The sequence below is a fragment of the Streptococcus cristatus ATCC 51100 genome (assembly GCF_011612585.1).
GTDB classification, from domain to species: Bacteria; Bacillota; Bacilli; order Lactobacillales; family Streptococcaceae; genus Streptococcus; species Streptococcus cristatus_H.
The window spans coordinates 1007413-1027547 of the sequence record NZ_CP050133.1; the positions used below are offsets into that span (position 1 = coordinate 1007413).

Below are 20135 nucleotides of genomic sequence, written 5' to 3' on the forward strand. Positions count from 1 at the left end.
CAACCATGACATCAAAAATGTTGCATACTTGTTTACGAGTGGAAAATTTAGAGGCTTCGATTGCCTTTTATGAAGACGCGTTTGGTTTTAAGGAATTGCGCCGCAAGGACTTTCCAGAGCATGCTTTTACCATTGTTTATCTTGGTTTGGATGGCGATGATTATGAGCTTGAATTGACTTATAATTATGACCACGGACCTTATGTAATCGGTGATGGCTTTGCTCATATTGCTCTTAGCACGCCTGATTTGGAAGGTTTGCACGCTGAGCATGCTGCTAAGGGCTATGAAGTGACTGAGCCAAAAGGGCTGCCTGGAAACCCACCAAATTATTATTTCATCAAAGATCCTGATGGCTACAAGGTCGAAGTGATTCGAGAAAAAAGTCTTTAAAAATAGGTGAAACTTGTATTTTAGCACTTGTAAGATACAGGTTTTTTAACATTAGAATCATTTTATGACAATAGCTTAGGGGATAATAAATGAAAAGACAACATAAAAGGAAGCGTAGACGAAAATATAGACTGATTCTCAGTCTTCTGAATCTGCTTCTCTTAGGATTTCTTGTTTTTGGCGGACTACGAATCTATGAAATGTTTCAGGAAAGGGAATTCCAGAAAAAGGTTACAGAAGTGATCGCCAAGGAAGAGCAAAAACATGCTGACAATGCCGAAAAGCAGGCTGGGAGAATTGGTAGCCATTATGTGGCAGCTTTTTATCCTCTGATGAATGGACAGCCTCTTCAAAGTGTCAAAGATAAAATGTTGCAGGACAGTCAGAGCATTTCAGATGACAAGAAGCAGAAGGAAAACTTGACGGCTTTGACTTTTTACTACACGGAAGAAAAGTCTACTAGTCTGGCCAATACCAAGGAAGTGGTCATTCAGCGAAAAGATTACAGCATCTCAAAAAGAGACATCAAGTCTGAAGAAGCAAGAGAAGTAGCCTCGACTTATATCAATCAAGAAGGGGCAGCGGTGACTTTGGACAAGCTGTTTCAAAATCCAGAAGCTGCCAAGGAAATTTTCCTGAAGGAGTTGACCAGTCAGCTAACCTTTAGACAGGTGGAGGAAAGTCAGCAAACAGCAGCTTTAAATGCCCTCCGAGAAATAGAGTTGAGCCAGTGGAATTTTCACTATGAGGAAAGTTTATTTTCCATTCATCTTCCCAAAGAAATCAACGGTGTGACGAGCTTGACAGTGCCTCTGTCTAGTTTTTATGATCTAATCCGTCCGGAATATTTGCAGGGGGCTGATTTGGAGGCTTACCAGCAGTATGAAACCAAGCGGCATGAGAAAATGGTTGCCCTGACCTTTGATGACGGTCCCGACAGTAAAACGACTCCTCAGGCCTTGGAAATTCTGAAACGCTACAATGCTAAAGCGACCTTCTTTATGGTGGGGCAAAATGTTGCTGCCAATCCAGAACTGGCTAAACGTGTCCTTGATGAAGGCCATCAGCTCGGCATCCATACATGGAGCCATCCAGATTTGACCAAGTTACCTCTGAATCAATCCAAAAAGGAAATTTTAGACACTCAGGAAGCCATTTATAAGGCGACTGGTATCCGACCTATGATTACAAGACCGCCTTACGGAGCCATTAACTCTACAGTTCAAAATGCTGTCGATCAGTCCTTTATCATGTGGAGCGTGGACAGTCTCGATTGGAAAACACGCAATACAAAGGCTATTATGCAGGAGATCGTGAAAACCCAACCGGGATCTATTATTCTCATGCACGATATCCATCAGACGACCATTGATGCCCTGCCAAGCGTTCTTGACTATCTGAAGAATAGCGGCTATACTCTGGTGACAGTTGATGAACTATTAGAAAATCAACTTCAACCACATCAGATTTATTACAGCAGAAATTAAAAAAAGCATTGGAAATTTAATATTTCCAATGCTTTTTGATTTGCTACCATCAAATAAAAATATTGATGACCGTAATTCTTGCTTAAGGACACACATACAGTTCTTGTTTTTTCAAGATGATTTCTCGAACAGAGGCATATTTTTTGAGAGCTTTTAATTCTTCTGGGTGGCTGATGAAGGTGATGACATAGCCTTCCTTGCCCATGCGACCTGTTCGGCCAGAACGGTGGGTGTAGGTTTCCAAATCGCGCGGCACTTCGTAGTTGACCACGCACTCTAGAGAATCAATATCAATGCCACGTGCAACTATGTCAGTCGCCAGCAAGAGTGTGATATCGTAATCTTTAAATTTCTCAAGAATGACCTTACGGAATTTTACATTAACATCGCTGGCTAGGGAGACCGCACTAGCTCCTCGGTACTGAAGCTTTTCTTCGGCGCTGCCCAAATCTGACAAGCTGTTGAAAAAGACTAGACCACGAAATTCTTCTACATTGGATAGCTTGCGCAAGAGTTCGACCTTGTCACGCTTTTCTACCTGCATATAGAAGTGCTGGATATTGTCCAAAGTCTGGTCGTCAATGCTGATACGTAGAGTATTTTCGGCAATCTTATCTTGATCGAACTTTGCCGTAGCACTCATATAAATCAGCTGGTGGTCACGCGGTGCATAATGCAGAATCTTGTCAACAAATGCATATTGGGAATCACTGAGAAGCTGGTCAAATTCATCTAGGATAATAGTATCAACATTTATCATCTTGATTTTCTTGAGCTTAATGAGCTCAAAAATCCGACCCGGTGTGCCAATCAGTATCTCAGGACCTTTCTTGAGTCGCTCAATTTGCCTTTTCTGGCTATTACCAGAGAGGAGGAGTTGACTGCTCAAGCCCAAGGGCTCCGCCCAAGACTTACAAACATCAAAAATCTGTCCCGCCAGCTCTGTATTTGGAGCTAAAATCAAAAGCTGCTGCGCTTTTTTAGGCTTCAATCTCATTAAGCTAGGAAAGAGATAGGCCAATGTCTTGCCCGTACCGGTCGGACTGATGCCTAGCACCGTTTCTCCCTGAGAAATAGGCTGGAATATTTTTTCTTGGATAGCAGTCAGTTCAGCAAAACCGAGCTGATTTAGCTGTTCCTGCCAAACTGTTGGAAATGTTTCTTTAATCATGGTCAACCTCAAATCTAATACCAGCATCTTTTCTCATGGCAAACAGACACTCATGCACAGCAGTAGCAGCCTGCAGATAGTCGCTATAAAGCTCTTCCTGGCCGCCTTTAAGGACACGAGCAAAAGCCTGAGCCTCTTCCAGCATTTGGTGGTCTGCTTGGCGGATAGCTAGACTTTCCGTCTCTCCATTGAGCTTTTGGAAAATAGCAGAGCGGATAAACTCGATACCGTCTAAGGTCAGAGTGCCTTGGTCCGTATAGATTTCAGCTGGAAGCTGGCTATGAATATTTTTTCCAGCTTGGATACGAACCTGAAAATCAGGATAAATCAGACTGCCTGAACCGTTGAGGTCAACGCTATTTGGCAGTTGTTGAGCTGTATAGCAGACGCTTTGTGGAGCACCAAACAATCGGACAGCTGCATAAAGCGTATAAACTCCCAAATCCATCAGAGCACCGCCTGAAAATTTAGCAGAAAAAACATTGGGTTCTTGTCCACTCAGCAGGGCTCCCGTCTTTGAGGAGTATTTAGCATAGGTGAAATTAGCTCCCCAGATTTTCTTGTCTTTGAGGAAGTCACGAATGACTGCAAAAGCTGCTTCGTGGTAGTTTCTGGCTGCCTCAAAGATATAAACCTGATGCTCAGCTGCCAGCTTGACCAATTCTCGCCATTCTTCAGGCCTTGATACAGCCGGCTTTTCAACAATGACATGTTTTCGAGCCAAAATGGCTACCTTGGCATGGTTGAAGTGGAGGCTATTGGGACTGGCGATATAAACTACATCTAGGTCGGCAGATAAGAATTCAATCATATCGGTGTAGAGTTCGACATTTCTATAATCTTGCGCAAAACGCTCCGCGGAACTCAAGGTACGCGAGTAAACAGCTGTTAACTGATACTCACCACTCAGTTGGGCTGCCTTGATAAACTCATGGGAAATGGATCCCGTACCGATGATACCGAGTTGTAACATACTTTCTCCTTTAAAATGATTTTCCTGAATTTTTCTTGATTCACCCTTTCATTATATCATGAATTAAGGTAAAATAGATAAGATAACAAGTAATGGAGAAAACAATGCAAAACAGACCTATTATTATTGGTGTTACAGGTGGATCTGGTGGGGGAAAAACCAGTGTATCTCGGGCTATTTTAGATCATTTTCCTAATGAAAAGATTTCCATGATTGAGCATGATTCATACTACAAGGATCAGTCTCATTTGACTTTTGAGGAACGGGTTAAGACCAACTATGACCATCCTTTTGCTTTTGATACAGACCTCATGATTGAGCAGATCAAGGAGCTTTTGGCTGGCCGTCCAGTGGACATCCCGACCTATGATTATACGGAGCACACGCGCAGCAATAAAACCTATCGTCAGGAACCGCAGGATGTCTTCATTGTAGAGGGAATTTTGGTCTTGGAAGATCAACGCCTCCGCGATTTGATGGACATCAAGATTTTCGTCGATACTGATGATGATGTGCGGATTATTCGTCGGATTAAGCGGGACATGGAAGAGCGCGGACGCAGTTTGGATAGTGTCATTGAGCAGTATCTGGGTGTCGTAAAGCCTATGTACCATCAGTTTATCGAGCCAACCAAGCGCTATGCGGATGTCATCATTCCAGAGGGCGCTTCTAATAAAGTGGCGATTGATTTGATTACCACCAAGATTGAAAAGATTTTGGAGGAAGCTAGAGAAGGATAGAAAGGAAGTCTGGTGTTACACTGGACTTTTTGGGTAAATTATGAGAAAGTTCGTCAAAAGGGAATTCCATTCTCGATCAAAGTTTTTTGCCTGTCTGCTGACTTTTTGCGCAGGTTTCGTGGATGCTTACACTTTCATGGAGCGCGGGGGTACATTGGTTGCGGGCCAGACAGGAAACGTCGTCTTTTTGTCCGTTGAGCTGATTCATCACAAGACTGGAGAGATTGAAGTCAAACTGGCTACCATGCTAGCATTTATGCTGGGGATTTTTCTGATAACAATTTTCCGCCCCTTTTTTGAGCAGTCAATATGGCGAGTAAGTAGCATTTCACCAATGGTGCTCATCTGTACTCTGGTAGGTTTTATGCCAAGTACTGTGCCAAATATGCTGATCGTTCCTCCGATTGCTTTCTGTATGGGAGTCGTTGCGACAGCTTTTGGCGAAGTAGATGGTATAGTCTACAACAATTCTTTTATGACAGGAAATATCAAGAAAACGATGGTGGCTTTTGGAAATTTTGTGCGAACGCAGGAAAAACCATACTTGAAAGAGGGCATTTTCTTTGTTGCTTTGTTAGGAAGCTTTGTCATCGGAGCCATTATTTCGACCTATCTGCTCCAATTTTACGCTTTACGAACGATTTGGATCGTTGCAGGAATTCTATTTGCCTTCATGATGTTCCGCTTGGTTCAGTATGTACGAAGATAAAGACGAAGCTGCTAAAGAATGAAGAAGCCTGATTGGTAAATTCTTAAAAGAAGAGAAATGAGAAAAATAATTATATTACTAAAGGAAGTAGGAGCTGGCCTGCTTCTTTTTCTTTTTCGCATTTATAGTAATAAGGCCACAAAATAATCCAGCATATTTAAAATTTTCAGAAAATATCGAATTATCTGTTGACAGCTGAATGATACTGTGCTAAAATACTAATCAATAACATTTCAAAAGGAGTCAGTCAAACATGAAGTCAACTCAATTTTCAAACTTTGCTTTGTTGTTGCGTTACTCGGGCTAGTGCGAAAGCATTAGTCCTGTTTGGCTTACCAAGCGGGAGTAAATCAACATCTCGCTTGGCTTCCAGCGAGATGTTTTTATTTTATTCTTCACGAAAATCTTTGCTAGGATATACTGAGAAAAGCGAACTAAAAGTTCATTTCATTGTTGTATCTCTCATTGATTTTTATAGCTGTTTTAAACGATAAAGAAAGAGGAAAGTCTATGCAAAAAGTTGAGTTTCTTGATACCAGCCTTCGGGATGGTGAGCAGACACCGGGAGTGAATTTTTCTATTAAGGAAAAGGTTACCATTGCTAAACAACTAGAAAAATGGGGAATTTCTGCTATTGAAGCTGGTTTCCCAGCTGCTAGTCCAGATTCATTTGCGGCAGTGCAAGAGATTGCTAAAGTCATTACTAAAGCTTCTGTCACTGGCTTGGCGCGTTCGGTTAAGTCTGACATCGATGCTTGCTACGAGGCACTCAAGGATGCCAAACATCCGCAGATTCACGTCTTTATTGCAACCAGTCCCATCCACAGAGAGTTCAAGCTGAAAAAGTCCAAGGAAGAGATTTTAGCAGCCATTAAGGAGCACGTTTCCTATGCTCGCTCCAAGTTTGAGATTGTCGAGTTTTCACCTGAGGACGCAACACGGACCGAGCTGGATTTTCTGCTTCAAGTTGTCCAGACTGCAGTTGATGCGGGGGCTAGCTACATCAACATCCCTGACACAGTGGGCTTTACCACGCCGGAAGAGTTTGGCAATATCTTCAAGTATTTGATAGACAATGTACAAACGGAACGTGAGATTATCTACAGTCCTCACTGTCACGATGATTTGGGAATGGCAGTAGCCAATAGCCTGTCTGCGGTCAAATACGGAGCTAGGCGAGTGGAAGGCACTATCAATGGTATTGGCGAGCGTGCTGGTAATGCTGCGCTGGAAGAAGTAGCGGTTGCCTTGGAAATTCGCAAGGATTATTACCAAGTTGAGACAGACATTGTCCTTAATGAAACCATCAACACTTCTGAGCTGGTATCCCGCTTCTCAGGTATTCCAGTGCCTAAGAACAAGGCGGTCGTTGGCGGCAATGCCTTCTCTCATGAGTCCGGTATCCATCAGGATGGCGTTCTTAAGAATCCACTGACCTATGAAATCATCACACCAGAGCTAGTTGGAGTCAAGAGCAATTCACTGCCGCTTGGCAAGCTGTCTGGTCGCCACGCCTTTGTTGAAAAACTCAAAGAACTGTCTCTGGACTTTGAAGAATCTGAAATTAATGAGCTCTTTGTTAAGTTTAAGGTATTGGCTGATAAGAAAAATGAAGTCACGGACGCTGACATTCGGGCTCTGATTGCTGGAACGACAGTTGAAAATCCAGAAGGCTTCCACTTTAATGATCTGCAGCTGACGACCAATGACGATCATACCATCACAGCAGATGTGCAGTTGGTTAATGGCGACGGCGAGACAGTCAACTGTGTGGCAGAAGGCAAGGGAAGTGTCGAAGCTATCTTTAATGCTATTGACCAATTCTTTAACCAATCTGTCCAGCTCTTAGCCTATAACATTGAGGCCGTGACGGACGGAATTGACTCTCAGGCTCGTGTTTTGGTAGCCGTTGAAAATACGGATACAGATACAATTTTCAACTCCTCTGGTATTGACTTTGATGTTCTTAAAGCCAGCGCCATTGCCTATATCCATGCTAACACCTTTGTGCAAAAGGAAAATGCAGGTGAAATCGGCCATCAGGTATCTTACCGCGATCTGCCTGCAAATAATTAGAAGGAAGCGACTATGACAAAAGAAATTGTAGCTCTGGCGGGTGACGGGATCGGCCCAGAAATCATGGAGGCTGGTCTCCAAGTGCTGGCTGCTGTTGCGGACAAGTTCGGCTTTACTTATCATATCACGGAGAAGGCTTTTGGGGGGGCTGGTATTGATGCGGAAGATCATCCTCTGCCTCAGTCAACTCTAGAAGCGGCCAAGGAGGCGGATGCTATTCTCCTAGCAGCTATCGGCAGTCCTCAGTATGATAATGCACTGGTTCGTCCTGAGCAAGGCTTGCTCGCTCTGCGCAAGGAACTTAAGCTCTATGCTAATATCCGTCCAGTTAAGATTTTCGATGCTCTGAAGCATTTGTCGCCTTTGAAGGCAGAGCGAATTGCTGGTGTGGACTTCGTTGTCGTACGCGAGCTGACTGGTGGGATTTACTTTGGTGAGCATATTTTAGAGGATAGATCTGCGCGAGATATCAACGACTACAGCTATGAAGAGGTGGAACGAATTGTCCGTAAAGCCTTTGACATCGCGCGTGGTCGCAGAAAGCGCGTGACCAGTATTGACAAGCAAAATGTGCTAGCGACATCCAAACTCTGGCGTAGAGTAGCAGATGAGGTGGCCAAGGATTATCCAGATGTGACCTTGGAGCACCAACTGGTGGACAGCGCTGCTATGCTCATGATTACCAATCCTGCTAAGTTTGATGTTGTAGTAACAGAAAATCTCTTCGGAGATATTCTCTCAGACGAGTCCAGTGTCTTGTCAGGGACGCTGGGAGTTATGCCATCAGCCAGTCATTCAGCTGCAGGCCCCAGTCTTTACGAGCCTATCCATGGTTCGGCTCCAGATATTGCGGGGCAGGGCATTGCCAACCCTATCAGTATGATCCTTTCTGTAGCCATGATGCTGCGGGATAGTTTTTCAGAGCTAGAAGCGGCAGAAGCGATTGAAGCAGCAGTTGAGAAGACTTTGGCTCAAGGGATTCTAACCCGAGATCTGGGTGGTCAGGCAGGGACAGCTCAAATGACGGAGGCCATTATCAATAACTTATGAAATGGATATTAACGGATATTTGCCTGCTATGGAACCTTGTCGTTTTCCTCCTTTATGGCTGGGATAAGCGTAAGGCTAAGAAAAATCACTACCGCATTCCAGAGAAGACTTTGCTCTTGTCAGCTTTGGTAGCCGGAGGTTTGGGCGCTTTATTAGGTGGTCACCTCTTTCACCACAAGACCAGAAAATGGTATTTCTGGTTGGCTTGGATTTGCGGAGTAATAGTGGAAATTGGAATTTTGTATTACATATGGAGAAGCTAGTATGGCTGGAAAATCAATTTTTGATAAGATTTGGGAAAGGCACGTAATAACAGGCCAAGAAGGTCAACCCCAGCTTATGTATGTGGATCAGCATTATATTCATGAAGTAACCAGCCCTCAGGCTTTTCAAGGCCTTCGAGATGCAGGGCGCAAAGTTAGACGGCCGGACTTGACCTTTGGAACCTTTGACCATAATGTTCCTACGGTCAATATCTATGATATTCGGGATGTGATTTCCAAGGCTCAGATTGATAAGCTTTCTGAGAATGTCAAGGATTTTGGCATCGAGCATGCGGCTCACGGATCAGAACTGCAGGGGATTGTTCATATGGTTGGGCCAGAAACGGGCAAGACTCAGCCGGGCAAATTTATCGTCTGTGGCGATAGTCACACGGCTACTCACGGAGCTTTTGGAGCTATTGCTTTTGGAATTGGTACTTCAGAGGTGGAGCACGTCTTTGCCACGCAGACCATTTGGCAAGTCAAACCCAAGAAAATGCTGGTCAAATTTACCGGAGTGCCACCTAAAGGTGTTTATTCCAAGGACTTCATCCTCGCTTTGATTGCCAAATACGGTGTAGCTGCAGGTGTTGGCTATGTGGTTGAGTATGCCGGTGATGCCATTGATCATTTGACCATGGAAGAGCGCATGACCATCTGCAATATGTCCATTGAGTTTGGCTCCAAGATGGGCATTATGAATCCTGATCAGAAGACCTATGATTACGTTCAAGGTCGGCCGGGAGCACCTAAGGACTTTGAGGCGGCAGTGGCTGATTGGAAGACTCTGGTCAGTGATCCTGATGCTGTCTATGATAAGGTCATTGAGATGGATGTTTCCCAGTTGGCACCTATGGTGACTTGGGGAACCAATCCTTCTATGGGAGTAGAGTTTGGCGCGGCTTTCCCAGCAATTCGCGATATGAACGACGAGCGGGCCTATAATTACATGGACCTCTCTCCGGGTAAGAAAGCAGAAGATATTGACCTAGGTTATATCTTTATCGGATCCTGTACCAATGCCAGACTCAGCGATTTGCAGCTGGCAGCTAAGTTCGTCGCTGGTAAGCACATTGCTCCCAATCTAACAGCTATCGTCGTACCAGGCTCTCGTCCGGTCAAGCGGGCTGCTGAAAAGATGGGACTGGATAAAATTTTCATGGATGCAGGCTTTGAGTGGCGCGATCCGGGTTGTTCCATGTGCCTGGGAATGAATCCAGACAAGGTGCCAGACGGAGTCCACTGTGCCTCAACCAGCAATCGGAACTTTGAGGATCGTCAGGGATTTGGCGCTAAAACCCATCTTTGCAGTCCTGCTATGGCCGCAGCGGCAGCTATTGCCGGGCACTTCGTAGACGTCCGCCAGCTACCGGAGGTCCAGTAAGGAAGTTTTATGGAAAAATTTACAATCTACACGGGGACAACAGTCCCCCTCATGAACGATAATATCGATACGGACCAAATTTTGCCCAAGCAGTTTCTCAAGTTGATTGATAAAAAAGGCTTTGGTAAGTACCTCATGTACGCTTGGCGTTATCTGGACAATCGATATACTGAAGATCCTGATTTCGTCTTTAATAGACCAGAGTACCGCAAGGCGACTATTCTGATTACAGGGGATAATTTCGGAGCGGGTTCCTCTCGGGAGCACGCTGCCTGGGCCTTGGCTGACTATGGCTTTAAAGTAGTTATTGCCGGATCTTTCGGGGATATTCACTACAATAACGAGCTGAATAACGGAATGTTGCCTATCGTTCAGCCACTGGAAGTCCGGCAAGTTTTGGCTAACCTGAAGCCGACGGATGAAGTGACGGTGGATTTGGAGCAGCAGAAGATTTTTTCACCGGTGGGAGAATTCTCCTTTGACATCGATGGAGAATGGAAGCACAAGCTCCTCAACGGTCTGGATGACATCGGTATTACCCTGCAGTATGAGGATTTGATTGCAGAATATGAAAAAAATCGTCCCTCTTATTGGCAGTAAAATTGTTTTCGATATATTAAGAAAATTCTGAAAACATCTTGTCTCCGATAAAAATATATGGTAAAATAAATCTTAATTTAATAGAAAAGGAAGAAACTTATGACAAAACACATTCAATGGAACGGAACTCTTTCACAAGAAGGTTATGACATCCTGAAAGGCGATGGCGGCTGTATCGTTTGCCCAACCAAGGTGGGTTACATCATTATGACCAGCGATAAGGCAGGTTTGGAACGCAAGTTCGAAGCTAAAGCTCGTAACCGTAACAAACCAGGTGTTGTCCTCTGTGGCAGTATGGATGAGCTTCGTGCTTTGGCTCAGCTAAATCCGGAAATTGAAGCTTTTTATCAAAAGCATTGGGATGAAGACATTCTCTTGGGTTGTATCCTTCCATGGAAGCCAGAAGCTTTTGAAAAGCTCAAAGCCTATGGCGACGGTCGGGAAGAGCTGATGACAGATGTTCGTGGCACTAGCTGTTTTGTTATTAAGTTTGGTAAGGCGGGCGAGCAGCTGGCAGCTAAGCTTTGGGAAGAAGGCAAGATGGTTTATGCATCCTCAGCTAACCCATCCGGTAAAGGAAACCGCGGCAAGGTCGAAGGAATTGGCGAGCGCATCGAAAACGCTGTTGACTTAGTCATTGAAGCAGATGACTATGTAGCCTCTATCCAGCCAGACAAGACCATTGAAACTCGCTATGAGCAAGGTGTTATGGTCTCTATGGTGGACAAGGATGGAAAACTGATTCCAGAACAAGGTGGGCAACGTTCCATCTCACCAGCACCAGTGGTCATCCGCAAAGGCTTGGACATCGACAAAATCATGATGCACCTGTCCGATACTTTCAACTCATGGGATTACCGTCAAGGTGAATATTACTAAGATAAACAAATAAGCTCAGTGTAAAAGGGGGACTTCCTCTTTACACTGGGCTTTTTTGTTTGAAGTTTTTAGTTTAAAATCTTTATTCAGTTTAAAATTATTTCCAAATAGAACAAAATTCTTGACAAGTGTAATGATTGGTGTTACAATAATAAAAAATATCGGTATAGAAATAAATTAGAGGTTTTATGAAAGATAGTCATTTAGTTGCCCATCATATTCGTTTGTTGAATGGGCGGATTTTTCAAAAGTTACTGAGTCAGGATCCTGAAGCCCTTTATCGCAGTGAGCAGGGCAAGATTCTCACAGTTTTATGGAATAGTGAAACGGGCTGCGCGACGGCGACAGATATTGCGCTGGAGACAGGACTAGCCAATAATACGCTGACAACTATGCTAAAAAAACTGGAAGAGCAGGGTTTGGTGACCTTTAGTCAGTGTGGTTCAGACAAGCGAAAAAAATATGTCAAGTTGACGGAGCAAGGTTGGTCCCAGAAAGAAGTTGGGCATCGTGTCAGTCAAAAGTTGGATGCGATTTTTTACAAAGGTTTCTCAGAAGATGAAATTCGCCAGTTTGAAAATTATCAGGAACGTATTTTAGCCAATCTGAAAGAGAAAGCAAATGAGGCATAAATCATGTCAAAACAAGTTGAAAATGCGCAAAATTTATATATTCATGCCATTCAAAACGGTCGTGTTGCCGAGGCTCAGGCTCAGTCTGTAGGAGATATCTACATTCAGCACTCGACAGGTGTGCCAGATGGGAAAGAAGGGTTTGCGGCTTTCTTTGCAAATTTCTTTGAGCGTCATCCCGAGCGTGAGATGAAAATTGTTCGCACCATTGAGGATGGCAATCTGGTCTTTGTCCACGTCCATCAATTTCTCAATGGTGGGGAAGCGCAATGGGTGACGACAGATACTTTCCGTGCGGATGAGAATGGCCGCATCGTGGAGCATTGGGATGTCATTGACTACTATCGAACACCTGAAAATGACCAATTAGATCAAATTTTTGGTGATTTTGAAATCACGGATTTGGATAAGACAGCAGAAAATAAAAAAATCGTTCGTCGTTTTTTGACAGAAATTTTCCAAAACGGTGAACTAGAGCAGTGGAATGATTATGTGGCAGAAGATTTGATTCAGCATAATCATGAGATTGGCCAAGGGAGTCAGGCTTATAAAAACTATGTTGCAGAGCATGGGGTTACTTTTGACTTTGTTTTCCAGCTTTTAGGACAAGGAAACTACGTGGTTAGCTATGGGCAGACTCAGATCGATGGGGTGGCTTATGCCCAGTATGACATCTTCCGTTTGGAGAATGGATTAATTGTTGAGCATTGGGACAATAAAGAAGTCATGCCTAAGGTAGAAGACTTGACGAATCGAGGGAAGTTTTAAAAGGAGATAATAAGATGAAAGCTGTGCTTGTCAAGGAAGCTGGAGGACCAGAAGTTCTGCAGGTTGTGGAAGTTCCAAAACCGACTGTTAAAGAGGGTTGGACCTTGGTCAAAGTACAAGGATTTGGAATCAACCATAGCGAGATTTTTACTCGTCAAGGACTATCGCCGTCCGGTCAATTCCCACGAATTTTAGGGATTGAATGTGTAGGACTTGTAGAGGAGACCAATCGTCCCGATTTGCAGGTCGGGCAGCAAGTTATCTCCATCATGGGAGAAATGGGGCGTACTTTTGATGGTGGTTATGCTGAGTATGTTTTGCTACCAGATGAACAGGTTTATCCTGTGAGGACAAAGCTTGCTTTGGAAAGTTTAATCGCTCTGCCTGAAACCTACTACACGGCATTTGGCTCTTATCTCAATCTCAAGATTGAGGAGGGAGACCGAGTTCTGGTTCGGGCGGCGACTAGTGGTGTTGGGATTGCTTTTGCAAAGCTTCTCAAAGGGCAATTTCCAAATGTCTATTTAGCGGGAAGTAGCCGTAGTCTGGGCAAGGAAAAGCAACTAAAAGAGGCAGGATTTGACCAGGTGATTTTGGATAAGAATGGCGTTTTGCAAACGGAAGAGCAGTTTGACAAGGTCCTAGATCTTGTCGGTCCGAGTGCTATTCTCGATACATTTGCTCGTACGGCAGATGGTGGTATTATCTGTTCTTGTGGCTTGCTGGGCGGTCAGTGGACTATTCCAGACTTTGACCCTATTGAACTGCTTTACCGCAATCTCTACTTGACTACCTTTGCTTCTGGTAATGTGTCTCAAGACAAGCTACAAGCTTTGGTGGACTTTGTGGAGTATTATCAGGTAGACGTACGACCTGAAAAAGTATTTTCTATTGAGCAAATCCAGGAAGCTCATGCTTATCTGGAAAGTAGCCAGTCTTTTGGCAAGGTTATCGTAAAAAATGAGGAGAAAGAATGATTGAATATAAAAATGTAGCGCTACGCTATACAGAAAAAGATGTCTTGAGAGATGTTAATTTACGGATTGAGAACGGGGAATTCATGGTTTTAGTTGGACCTTCAGGGTCAGGTAAGACGACCATGATAAAGATGATCAACCGTCTTTTAGAGCCAACAGATGGCAATATCTATATGGATGATAAACGGATTAAGGATTATGATGAGCGTGAGCTACGCCTCTCTACAGGCTATGTCTTACAGGCCATTGCTCTGTTTCCCAATCTAACGGTTGCGGAAAATATTGCCCTGATTCCTGAGATGAAGGGGTGGACTAAGGAAGAGATTGCTCAGAAAACAGAAGAGCTTTTGGCTAAGGTTGGTTTACCAGTAGCTGAGTATGGACATCGACTTCCTAGTGAATTATCTGGTGGAGAACAGCAACGGGTGGGCATTGTCCGGGCCATGATTGGTCAACCTAAGATTCTACTCATGGATGAACCTTTTTCGGCCTTGGATGCCATTTCGAGAAAACAACTACAAACTTTGACCAGAGAATTGCACAATGAATTTGGGATGACGACAATCTTTGTGACTCATGATACGGACGAGGCTTTAAAGTTGGGGAATCGGATTGCCGTTCTGCAGGACGGGGAGATTCGTCAAGTGGCGACACCTGAGGAAATCTTATCTGCACCTGCAACCAGCTTCGTAGCAGATTTATTTGGAGGTGTTCAACATGGCTAATTTAATTTCTACCTTTCAAGAGCGCTTTGGAGAATGGTTGGCAGCCTTAGGGCAACACCTCCAGCTGTCTCTTCTGACCTTACTAGTGGCCATCTTCCTGACCATTCCACTCGCTATTTATCTCAATAGTCACAAAAAAGCAGCTAATTGGGTACTGCAAATTGCAGGAATCTTTCAAACCATTCCTTCAATGGCCTTGCTGGGACTCTTTATCCCCCTCATGGGGATTGGCACACTGCCGGCACTGACTGCCCTGGTGATCTACGCTATTTTCCCGATTTTAGAGAATACTGTCACTGCTTTGAATGGGATTGATCCTAGTTTAGAGGAAGCTGGAATCGCCTTTGGGATGACCAAGTGGGAGCGACTCAAAAAGTTTGAACTGCCTCTAGCTATGCCCGTCGTCGTATCAGGAGTTCGGACGGCAACAGTTATGATTATCGGAACAGCAACTCTAGCAGCCCTTGTCGGAGCTGGTGGACTAGGTTCTTTTATCCTTCTAGGAATTGACCGTCGCAATGCCAGTCTAATCTTGATTGGAGCTATTTCATCTGCAGTTTTGGCAATTCTTTTCAACAGTCTTCTTAAATGGATGGAAAAGGCTAAGCTTCGGACGATATTTACAGCTTTTGCGGTCTTAATCCTCGGGCTAGGCGCTTCTTACACACCTAGTCTGCTTCCCAAGCAGGAGAAGGATCATCTGGTTATTGCTGGGAAATTAGGTCCAGAACCAGAAATTCTTATGAATATGTATAAACTCCTCATCGAGGAAAATACAGATATGACTGTGACAGTCAAACCTAATTTTGGGAAGACCGACTTTCTTTATCAAGCTCTGAAAAAAGGTGATATTGATATCTATCCTGAGTTTACCGGTACGATTACTGGAACTCTTTTGCAGCCTGCTCCAAAGGTCAGCACTGATGCTGAAGAAGTCTTTGAAGTAGCGCGTGATGGCATTAAGAAACAGGACAATCTAGTCTTGCTCAATCACATGGCTTATCAAAATACATATGCCATCGCAGTACCTAAGAGTGTCGCCAAAGAATACAATCTTAAGACCATCTCTGATCTTAAAGCAGTTCAAGACAAGCTCAAGGCAGGGTTTACCTTGGAATTTAACGACCGTGAAGATGGAAACAAGGGACTTCAGTCTGTCTATGGACTGAACCTCAATGTATCAACTATGGAGCCAGCCCTCCGCTATGATGCGATTAAATCAGGTGATATTCAGATTATGGAAGTCTATTCAACTGACCCTGAAATTGAGCGCTATCAACTTCAGATTTTAGAAGACGATAAACATCTTTTCCCTCCTTATCAAGGAGCGCCTCTCATGAAGGCTGAACTGCTAGAAAAACACCCTGAGTTGGAAGGTATTCTCAATAAGCTGGCTGGTAAAATTACAGAAAGCCAGATGAGCCAGATGAATTATCAAGTCGGCATTGAAGGTAAAAAGGCCGAAGACGTTGCGCGTGACTATCTGGTCAAGGAAGGACTTTTAAAAAAATAAGAAGTGAAAGAGTTAGACTTGTTAGGTCTAGCTTTTTTGCTTACCCGAGGATAGACAGACTACGGATTGAAGAAGATACATCAGCAATCTTCATACATTTTTGGTATAATAAGGTATCAATGCATGGAGGTGTTCCGATGGCATCTAGTCAAGAATATTTGGATTTTATCCTGAAGCAGCTGCAGGGCTTAGGCCAAGAAATTAGCTTTCGCAAGATGATGGGAGAGTATTTGCTCTATTATCGAGGTCGCTTATTCGGCGGGATTTATGACAATCGCTTGCTGCTGAAGGCAGTTCAGCCAGCCCTGGCTCTCTTAGAAAATCCAGTCTATGAAACTCCTTATCCAGGCGCAAAGCCAATGCTTCGTATAAAAGAAGTAGAAGATGCAGCCTTTCTCTGCAGTTTGATTGAGGCTGTCTATCCTGTCTTACCAGCACCTAAAAAGAAAGAATAGTCTTTCTGTTCTAATGGATATTTCTAAAATTTTCCGTTGTAATAGACATTTTAAGCATTTTCCTTTATAATGGACTTAAAGGAGGTTTGATCAGCTATGCTTTATATTGCTCTTATTGGAGATTTGATTGAGTCCAAACAGCTAAAAAACCGCAAGCAGGCGCAGCAAGAGTTGCAGGAATTGATGGCGGTGCTAAATCAGGATTATCGAGATTATCTGGTGTCGCCTTTTACCATTACGACAGGAGATGAGTTTCAGGCTTTGTTGCGCCCTAATCCTGAAGTCATGCGGCTCATTGATCAGATTGCCTTAGGCTTTCCTCACCCGATTCGCTTTGGTCTTGGTCTGGGTGAGATTGTGACGGATATCAATCGGGAGCAGAGTATTGGTGCAGACGGTCCAGCCTATTGGAGGGCACGCGCGGCTATAGATGCTATTCATGAGAAGAACGACTACGGCAGTAGCCGTATAGCTGTATCCTTGGGAGATGAAGAGCTCAGTCAGGCGGTCAATACGGTGCTGGCAGCTACTTCATTTATTCAGAGCAAGTGGAATGCTAGCCAGAGAGAGGTGCTCGAGCGGATGCTCACAGAATACATCTATGACGAGAATTTTTCTCATGGGGAAATAGCAGAGCTGCTGCAAATTAGTCCCAGTGCACTTAGTAAGCGGCTCAAGTCGTCTGGTCTGAAGATCTATCTGAGAAATCGCCGTTTAGCTATGAAAATGATTTTACAGGCAGCAAAGGAGGCTGAACAATGACAAATTTTATGGGATTTTCAGAATTTTTCATGCAGAATCCGATTCTTGTATTGACTTTGCTGGCCCATGTGCTAGCTGACTTTCAGCTTCAAAGTCAGAAAATGGCAGAACTAAAAAGCCGGCGGTTGAATTTTTTGATTCTCCACTTGGGAATTGTTCTCTTGCCCTTGTTGCTCTTGTGGTTCATCTTACCTAATTATCTGCTATATTTCCTCTTGGTCTGGCTCAGTCATGCGCTTATTGACTTCTTGAAGAATAGGTTGAATTCTTTGATTGTCCGGCATTATGCTCAAAAGTTTGCCTTTATATTGGATCAGCTCTTGCATCTGATGAGCATTTTTACTCTTTATTTTCTCTTAGGACAGCAGTACATTCCAGCTCCTAATTGGCTGTCTGAACGTTATCTCATGTTGCAGGCTCTCTTTTTCTTCGCCCTTACTGGTAAGCCGGTCAATATCCTCTTTAAACTCTTCTTCAGCAAGTATCAGGCAGGAGAAGACAGCGGAGAGACTATCGCAGGAGCTGGTGCCATGATTGGGATTTTGGAGCGCTTGATTATGGGACTTTCCCTTATTTTCGGGCAGTTTACTGCCATTGGGTTAGTTTTTACAGCTAAATCTATTGCCCGCTATAATAAGATCTCAGAAAGCCAGTCCTTTGCAGAATACTATCTGATCGGTTCACTTTTTAGCATGATCAGCGTTTTACTGACTTATGGCTTGCTTTATTGGTAATAAAAACGAGACTGGGATAGGATTCCCGGTCTTTACTCTAATTCTCGTTTGATACAAGGTAAGGAGAAGTCACATGGCAAAATCCCTAGAAGATATGTCTTTAGAAGAATTATGGCAGTTGTTCCCGATTTTCTTAAAGGAGCATAATAAGGATTGGGCAGCTTGGTATAAGGAGGAAAGCAGAAGAATACAAAGTTTTTTGCCAGCAAATCAGTTGTATGAAATGCATCATATTGGCTCCACATCTATTGAGGGGATATGGGCTAAGCCGATTATTGACATTCTTTTAGAAATTCCTCGAAGTGAAGATATGGGGAGCATCAAGAGAGAATTGCTGGAGCATGGCTATCTGCTTATGTCAGAGTCAGAAGGCCGAATGACTTTTAACAAGGGCTACACACTGCAAGGTTTTGCTGAGCGCGTTTTTCACTTGCATCTGCGCTACTATGGAGACCATGATGAACTCTATTTCCGAGACTATCTGAAAGTTCATCCAGATGTCGCTAAGGACTACGAGCAGCTAAAATTGACCTTATGGAAAAAGTACGAGTACAATCGAGATGCATACACAGAAACTAAAACTGATTTCATCAGACGGTACACACCAAAAGCTAAAAAGCTTTATAAGAGAAGGTATGACGATAAAATTGAATAGCATGGTAGTTCTTGGTGCGATAATTGTTTATTCGATTTAATAAGAATAAAAACAAAAGAGATCCGATTTAATACATATAAAATTCTCATTAATTCTTTTTAAATAGAATAACGTTTTCTTTAGTTGTTTAAGGCTATTAGAAATGTTATAATACGATCCATACAAGATAGGAGGTGGAAAATGAATAAACGGTCCATCATAGCACTACCATCTTTTCTGTTCATTGCTCTTATTAGCTTATTTCTAATTTACAATCGGCAAACCAAAGGATTAAATAGTAGAGACTATATTCAGTCAAGCACACCGACTTTGTTTTTCCATGGTTATGGCTCAAGTGCTAATGCTGAAAAGCATATGGTAGAGGCAGCCAGACAAGCTGGAGTTACTCAGACAATCGTCACTGCTACAGTTGATCGTCATGCTCAAGTAACTCTTAAAGGAGAGATTCCGAAAGATGCCATTAATCCAATTGTCATGGTTGAGTTCGAGGACAATCGAAATCCCGATTATTCTCAGGATGGAGAGTATGCGGCAGCAGTTGTTAGAGAGTTGCAAGCAAGGTATGGCTTTAAAAAGATGAATTTTGTTGCACATTCTATGGGAAATATGTCTATCCTATTTTACCTATTAGAGCACGCTCAAAATGAAGAACTTCCACAACTACAAAAGCAGGTAAATATCGCCAATCATGTCAATGGTTTGGAGGGTATGGATCTGCCAGCTAATTTGACCATTCTAGATAACCATACAGGGCAGCCTAGCGCCATGAGTGATAGCTATCAAAAACTTCTGGGCTTGCGCGAAATTTATCCGCAAGATCAAGTGGATGTTCTCAATATCTATGGAGATTTTAAAAATGAATCGGATGGTTCCGTCTTAAACGTTTCTTCTCGCAGTCTCAAGTATCTTGTAATTGACAATGCCAAGTCCTATCAGGAAAAACGAGTGTCTGGTCCTCTGGCTCAGCATAGCCAGCTACATGAAAATCCAGAAGTCGATAGATTATTGATTGACTTTCTTTGGAGCAAATAATTTTAAGAAATGCAGGCTATTCTCTGTCTATAAGAAAACTTTAAGCATTTTATACTATTTTGTTCTATGGGAAGTTTTCCTTTCCTAATTTAGTATGACAGCGCAATCCGCTGACTATAATCGAAGCTTCTCTAAAACCTTATTGTTTAGAGATAGAT

At 43.4% G+C, this 20135-nt stretch carries 22 protein-coding genes; 20 read left to right on the forward strand and 2 right to left on the reverse strand.

The window, feature by feature from the left end:
* Positions 1-5 precede the first annotated feature (5 nt).
* Entirely contained in the window at positions 6-392 is a 387-nt protein-coding gene (gene gloA, locus HBA50_RS04950; RefSeq protein WP_005590267.1) for a lactoylglutathione lyase, read from the forward strand.
* 89 nt (positions 393-481) lie between these two features.
* Entirely contained in the window at positions 482-1879 is a 1398-nt protein-coding gene (locus HBA50_RS04955; protein WP_045497284.1) for a polysaccharide deacetylase family protein, read from the forward strand.
* Between the two features lie 82 nt (positions 1880-1961).
* Here HBA50_RS04955 and HBA50_RS04960 read toward each other — a convergent pair whose 3' ends face one another.
* Both HBA50_RS04960 and HBA50_RS04965 read right to left on the reverse strand, forming a co-directional pair.
* On the reverse strand, positions 1962-3050 hold the full coding sequence (locus tag HBA50_RS04960) for a DEAD/DEAH box helicase (protein WP_306452456.1): 1089 nt from the start codon (positions 3048-3050) through the stop codon (positions 1962-1964).
* A complete protein-coding gene (locus HBA50_RS04965) occupies positions 3043-4023 on the reverse strand; it encodes a Gfo/Idh/MocA family protein (protein WP_045497289.1) in 981 nt (326 codons plus the stop codon). Before HBA50_RS04965 ends, HBA50_RS04960 begins: the two co-directional genes overlap by 8 nt.
* A gap of 104 nt (positions 4024-4127) precedes the next feature.
* Here HBA50_RS04965 and udk point away from each other — a divergent pair, with 104 nt between their 5' ends.
* The 18 genes from udk (at position 4128) to HBA50_RS05055 (ending at position 19977) form a co-directional block, all read left to right on the forward strand.
* Positions 4128-4763 carry a uridine kinase gene (udk, locus tag HBA50_RS04970; protein ID WP_005591973.1) on the forward strand — a complete coding sequence of 212 codons (636 nt, stop codon included), beginning with the start codon at positions 4128-4130 and terminating at the stop codon, positions 4761-4763.
* A gap of 40 nt (positions 4764-4803) precedes the next feature.
* A complete protein-coding gene (locus HBA50_RS04975; RefSeq protein ID WP_045497291.1) occupies positions 4804-5472 on the forward strand; it encodes a YoaK family protein in 669 nt (222 codons plus the stop codon).
* Positions 5473-5982: 510 nt separating this feature from the next.
* Positions 5983-7548 carry a 2-isopropylmalate synthase gene (locus tag HBA50_RS04980; protein ID WP_045497293.1) on the forward strand — a complete coding sequence of 522 codons (1566 nt, stop codon included), beginning with the start codon at positions 5983-5985 and terminating at the stop codon, positions 7546-7548.
* Positions 7549-7560: 12 nt separating this feature from the next.
* Complete coding sequence (gene leuB / locus HBA50_RS04985) at positions 7561-8598, forward strand: 3-isopropylmalate dehydrogenase (protein ID WP_045497295.1); 1038 nt, start codon at positions 7561-7563, stop codon at positions 8596-8598.
* Positions 8595-8861 (forward strand): DUF1294 domain-containing protein, encoded by a 267-nt coding sequence (locus HBA50_RS04990; RefSeq protein WP_045497298.1) that lies wholly within the window; start codon positions 8595-8597, stop codon positions 8859-8861. Before leuB ends, HBA50_RS04990 begins: the two co-directional genes overlap by 4 nt.
* A 1-nt stretch (position 8862) precedes the next feature.
* Positions 8863-10245, forward strand: coding sequence for a 3-isopropylmalate dehydratase large subunit (gene leuC / locus HBA50_RS04995; RefSeq protein ID WP_045497301.1), 1383 nt, complete (start codon positions 8863-8865; stop codon positions 10243-10245).
* Between the two features lie 9 nt (positions 10246-10254).
* Complete coding sequence (leuD, locus tag HBA50_RS05000; protein ID WP_045497304.1) at positions 10255-10845, forward strand: 3-isopropylmalate dehydratase small subunit; 591 nt, start codon at positions 10255-10257, stop codon at positions 10843-10845.
* A 99-nt stretch (positions 10846-10944) separates the two neighbouring features.
* A complete protein-coding gene (locus tag HBA50_RS05005; RefSeq protein WP_005590290.1) occupies positions 10945-11724 on the forward strand; it encodes an L-threonylcarbamoyladenylate synthase in 780 nt (259 codons plus the stop codon).
* A gap of 188 nt (positions 11725-11912) precedes the next feature.
* Positions 11913-12356 (forward strand): MarR family winged helix-turn-helix transcriptional regulator, encoded by a 444-nt coding sequence (locus HBA50_RS05010; protein WP_045497308.1) that lies wholly within the window; start codon positions 11913-11915, stop codon positions 12354-12356.
* A 3-nt stretch (positions 12357-12359) separates the two neighbouring features.
* Positions 12360-13124 carry a nuclear transport factor 2 family protein gene (locus HBA50_RS05015; protein WP_045497311.1) on the forward strand — a complete coding sequence of 255 codons (765 nt, stop codon included), beginning with the start codon at positions 12360-12362 and terminating at the stop codon, positions 13122-13124.
* Between the two features lie 14 nt (positions 13125-13138).
* Entirely contained in the window at positions 13139-14101 is a 963-nt protein-coding gene (locus tag HBA50_RS05020) for a zinc-binding dehydrogenase (protein WP_045497314.1), read from the forward strand.
* On the forward strand, positions 14098-14826 hold the full coding sequence (locus HBA50_RS05025) for an ATP-binding cassette domain-containing protein (protein WP_045497316.1): 729 nt from the start codon (positions 14098-14100) through the stop codon (positions 14824-14826). The genes HBA50_RS05020 and HBA50_RS05025 overlap by 4 nt, the downstream gene beginning before the upstream one ends.
* Positions 14819-16339, forward strand: coding sequence for an ABC transporter permease/substrate-binding protein (locus HBA50_RS05030; protein ID WP_045497319.1), 1521 nt, complete (start codon positions 14819-14821; stop codon positions 16337-16339). Before HBA50_RS05025 ends, HBA50_RS05030 begins: the two co-directional genes overlap by 8 nt.
* Before the next feature lie 137 nt (positions 16340-16476).
* Positions 16477-16794 (forward strand): TfoX/Sxy family protein, encoded by a 318-nt coding sequence (locus tag HBA50_RS05035; RefSeq protein WP_045497322.1) that lies wholly within the window; start codon positions 16477-16479, stop codon positions 16792-16794.
* A gap of 96 nt (positions 16795-16890) precedes the next feature.
* Positions 16891-17556 carry a SatD family protein gene (locus HBA50_RS05040; RefSeq protein ID WP_045497326.1) on the forward strand — a complete coding sequence of 222 codons (666 nt, stop codon included), beginning with the start codon at positions 16891-16893 and terminating at the stop codon, positions 17554-17556.
* The gene (locus HBA50_RS05045; RefSeq protein ID WP_045497329.1) at positions 17553-18290 is read left to right on the forward strand and encodes a DUF3307 domain-containing protein; all 738 of its coding nucleotides are present in this window, start codon (positions 17553-17555) and stop codon (positions 18288-18290) included. Before HBA50_RS05040 ends, HBA50_RS05045 begins: the two co-directional genes overlap by 4 nt.
* A gap of 73 nt (positions 18291-18363) precedes the next feature.
* Positions 18364-18945, forward strand: coding sequence for a GrpB family protein (locus HBA50_RS05050; protein WP_045497332.1), 582 nt, complete (start codon positions 18364-18366; stop codon positions 18943-18945).
* Between the two features lie 180 nt (positions 18946-19125).
* Positions 19126-19977 carry an alpha/beta hydrolase gene (locus tag HBA50_RS05055; protein WP_045497335.1) on the forward strand — a complete coding sequence of 284 codons (852 nt, stop codon included), beginning with the start codon at positions 19126-19128 and terminating at the stop codon, positions 19975-19977.
* Positions 19978-20135: the final 158 nt, after the last annotated feature.

Coding starts and splice junctions, on each gene's coding strand:
- HBA50_RS05050 (WP_045497332.1), top strand. CDS start 18,364: ATGGCAAAATCCCTAGAAGATATGTCTTTAGAAGAATTATGGCAGTTG.
- HBA50_RS04990 (WP_045497298.1), top strand. CDS start 8,595: ATGAAATGGATATTAACGGATATTTGCCTGCTATGGAACCTTGTCGTT.
- HBA50_RS05025 (WP_045497316.1), top strand. CDS start 14,098: ATGATTGAATATAAAAATGTAGCGCTACGCTATACAGAAAAAGATGTC.
- leuD (WP_045497304.1), top strand. CDS start 10,255: ATGGAAAAATTTACAATCTACACGGGGACAACAGTCCCCCTCATGAAC.
- HBA50_RS05015 (WP_045497311.1), top strand. CDS start 12,360: ATGTCAAAACAAGTTGAAAATGCGCAAAATTTATATATTCATGCCATT.
- HBA50_RS04975 (WP_045497291.1), top strand. CDS start 4,804: ATGAGAAAGTTCGTCAAAAGGGAATTCCATTCTCGATCAAAGTTTTTT.
- HBA50_RS05035 (WP_045497322.1), top strand. CDS start 16,477: ATGGCATCTAGTCAAGAATATTTGGATTTTATCCTGAAGCAGCTGCAG.
- gloA (WP_005590267.1), top strand. CDS start 6: ATGACATCAAAAATGTTGCATACTTGTTTACGAGTGGAAAATTTAGAG.
- HBA50_RS05030 (WP_045497319.1), top strand. CDS start 14,819: ATGGCTAATTTAATTTCTACCTTTCAAGAGCGCTTTGGAGAATGGTTG.
- HBA50_RS04980 (WP_045497293.1), top strand. CDS start 5,983: ATGCAAAAAGTTGAGTTTCTTGATACCAGCCTTCGGGATGGTGAGCAG.
- leuB (WP_045497295.1), top strand. CDS start 7,561: ATGACAAAAGAAATTGTAGCTCTGGCGGGTGACGGGATCGGCCCAGAA.
- HBA50_RS04965 (WP_045497289.1), bottom strand. CDS start 4,023: ATGTTACAACTCGGTATCATCGGTACGGGATCCATTTCCCATGAGTTT.
- HBA50_RS05005 (WP_005590290.1), top strand. CDS start 10,945: ATGACAAAACACATTCAATGGAACGGAACTCTTTCACAAGAAGGTTAT.
- HBA50_RS04955 (WP_045497284.1), top strand. CDS start 482: ATGAAAAGACAACATAAAAGGAAGCGTAGACGAAAATATAGACTGATT.
- HBA50_RS05020 (WP_045497314.1), top strand. CDS start 13,139: ATGAAAGCTGTGCTTGTCAAGGAAGCTGGAGGACCAGAAGTTCTGCAG.
- leuC (WP_045497301.1), top strand. CDS start 8,863: ATGGCTGGAAAATCAATTTTTGATAAGATTTGGGAAAGGCACGTAATA.
- HBA50_RS05045 (WP_045497329.1), top strand. CDS start 17,553: ATGACAAATTTTATGGGATTTTCAGAATTTTTCATGCAGAATCCGATT.
- HBA50_RS05010 (WP_045497308.1), top strand. CDS start 11,913: ATGAAAGATAGTCATTTAGTTGCCCATCATATTCGTTTGTTGAATGGG.
- HBA50_RS05040 (WP_045497326.1), top strand. CDS start 16,891: ATGCTTTATATTGCTCTTATTGGAGATTTGATTGAGTCCAAACAGCTA.
- HBA50_RS05055 (WP_045497335.1), top strand. CDS start 19,126: ATGAATAAACGGTCCATCATAGCACTACCATCTTTTCTGTTCATTGCT.
- HBA50_RS04960 (WP_306452456.1), bottom strand. CDS start 3,050: ATGATTAAAGAAACATTTCCAACAGTTTGGCAGGAACAGCTAAATCAG.
- udk (WP_005591973.1), top strand. CDS start 4,128: ATGCAAAACAGACCTATTATTATTGGTGTTACAGGTGGATCTGGTGGG.